Raw genomic sequence first — 1,808 nt, forward strand, 5'->3', positions numbered from 1 at the left:
GTCCTGGCTGACCAGCAGCAGATCACCCGTCGGCAGCCGCACCCAAACCCATGCCGACGAAACCTGACGGCCGTTCACTGGGTGCTGGTCAAATCTCGACGACGGTGGCGCTGAGTATGGCGTCGATAGCGTATTTGTGGCCGTGCAGTCCGGCGTCGGCGAGGAGGATGGCGGCGTGACGGGCGATGGGTTCGGTGACCGGTTCGACGATAAGGCGGGACAGCGTCCACTCCAGGGCCGGCCGGTTGATCCTGGGGTGGACCACCTCGACGAGGGTCGCCGCAGAGGTGATCACTCGCAGGTCGTAGGCGCGTGCGAGGGCGAGCCAGCCGGTGACTGTGCGATCGCGCAGCACGGCCTTGGCCAGCCCTTCGCTGTCCAGGACGAGGGTGCCACCAGGGACGGCGGGAGAGCGGGTCACGCGACGTTCGCCCCGTCCTGCGTCTGCTCCAATCGCGCCTGGTGGAGCTGGTCGCGGAGGGTCTGGATCTCCTCGTCCGTGACGGGCCCGTGCTCGGCCTCGGCGACCTGAATGAGCTCGTTCAGATTGTCGCGTTCGATCTGACGGGCCACGGCGGCGGCCACGTAGGCGGACAGCCCGGAGGGGCCGCTGCGGACCTTGGCGGCTTCGGCGATGTCGCGCGGCATAGTGATGGAATACTTGCCGGTAGGCTCACTCATGCTACTCATCCTACTCCTCATCCTCTCTGTGGGCGTCGGAATCCCACCTTGCAGAGAGATCCCTATGGCTCGCCTTGTTGACTTGCGCGTTACCTGGCATGTCAGTGAACGCGGGGGAGTGGTCGCCTCCACTACGTACTGACGTGTCTGGGACGAGGCTCGGCACCTGGCGCTCACGCCGGACCAGGTGGCCTCGCCGCTGGCCGCTCGGCCGTACGACCTGAGGCACGCCGCGCTCTCCTCCTGGTTCAACGCCGGCGTCGACCCCACCGAGGTTGCGGAGCGCGCGGGCAACAGCGTCGAAGTGCTGCTGAGCCGGTACGCGAAGTGCCTCGACGGGCGCCAGGACGTGGCCAACCGCCGGATCGCGGAGCTCCTCGGGGAGGGCGATGACCAGGAGGAAATAAAGAACTGGACTAAGGTCGGCCGAAGATACTGTGCTTCCACACGCGCAATGAGCGGGTGAGGCCTTCGGCGTTCTGGTCCGTTCCCTGCTGCTGTGCGTCTGCCTTGTGGAGTTCGGAGGGGCATGGACCTGCTCGCTGCGCTTGATGAAGCTGTGGCCACTCTCAAGGCTCCTCTGGGAGAGGACGACCGGGCGCAGGGCTGGACCGATGATCTCCGAAGAGAGGTGCAGGCAGAGATCTCGATCAATCGCTCGGTGCTGCGTCGCCACGGGCTGGTTATGGCGCGGCATCTGCGTCCTCGCCTCGACGAGTGGATGGACCATGAGGGCGTGCAGCCCGGGCGCCTCCGGGACCTGGTGGGTGACGTGCAGAGGTCGCTCGTGGAAGCTCGGACCATGACGTGAGAATGCCCGCCGACATGGGCGTTCGTCGCCCGCCGCCAGTCCACGAATAGTCCACGGACCCCGACATACAGCCGCTCCGAGCGGCACACGCCTGCACACACACAGACCCCGTCTCAGCGAAAACGCTGATGGCGGGGTCTTTAGGCACCTGATCCAAGGTGCCCCCGGCAGGATTCGAACCTGCGCACACGGCTCCGGAGGCCGTTGCTCTATCCCCTGAGCTACGGGGGCGTGTTCGTCGCGTTGCTCGCGGCGACGGGTAGAACACTACCAGCTCCCTCGGTGTGGTCATGAACGGGTTTCCGCTGCCGGGGGC

Annotated in this window: 2 protein-coding genes, 1 tRNA gene and 2 pseudogenes; 2 read left to right on the top strand and 3 right to left on the bottom strand. The window is 66.4% G+C overall.

What is annotated here, in order from left to right; all coding sequences use genetic code 11:
• Positions 1-97 precede the first annotated feature (97 nt).
• Both C1J00_RS42805 and C1J00_RS42810 read right to left on the bottom strand, forming a co-directional pair.
• Positions 98-421: pseudogene (locus tag C1J00_RS42805) on the bottom strand (DNA-binding protein); the annotation flags it as partial.
• Positions 418-681, bottom strand: coding sequence for a CopG family transcriptional regulator (locus C1J00_RS42810; RefSeq protein WP_102914167.1), 264 nt, complete (start codon positions 679-681; stop codon positions 418-420). The gene C1J00_RS42810 and the pseudogene C1J00_RS42805, both read right to left, overlap by 4 nt.
• A gap of 103 nt (positions 682-784) precedes the next feature.
• Between C1J00_RS42810 and C1J00_RS42815 the strand changes: the two are divergent.
• Both C1J00_RS42815 and C1J00_RS42820 read left to right on the top strand, forming a co-directional pair.
• Positions 785-1,147, top strand: a pseudogene (locus C1J00_RS42815) (site-specific integrase); the annotation flags it as partial.
• 63 nt (positions 1,148-1,210) lie between these two features.
• Positions 1,211-1,492 (top strand): hypothetical protein, encoded by a 282-nt coding sequence (locus C1J00_RS42820; RefSeq protein ID WP_102914168.1) that lies wholly within the window; start codon positions 1,211-1,213, stop codon positions 1,490-1,492.
• A 159-nt stretch (positions 1,493-1,651) separates the two neighbouring features.
• Here the strand turns inward: C1J00_RS42820 and C1J00_RS42825 are convergent.
• A tRNA-Arg gene (locus C1J00_RS42825) sits at positions 1,652-1,723 on the bottom strand.
• Between the last annotated feature and the right edge of the window lie 85 nt (positions 1,724-1,808).

Source organism: Streptomyces cahuitamycinicus, from assembly GCF_002891435.1.
Taxonomy (GTDB): Bacteria; Actinomycetota; Actinomycetes; order Streptomycetales; family Streptomycetaceae; genus Streptomyces; species Streptomyces cahuitamycinicus.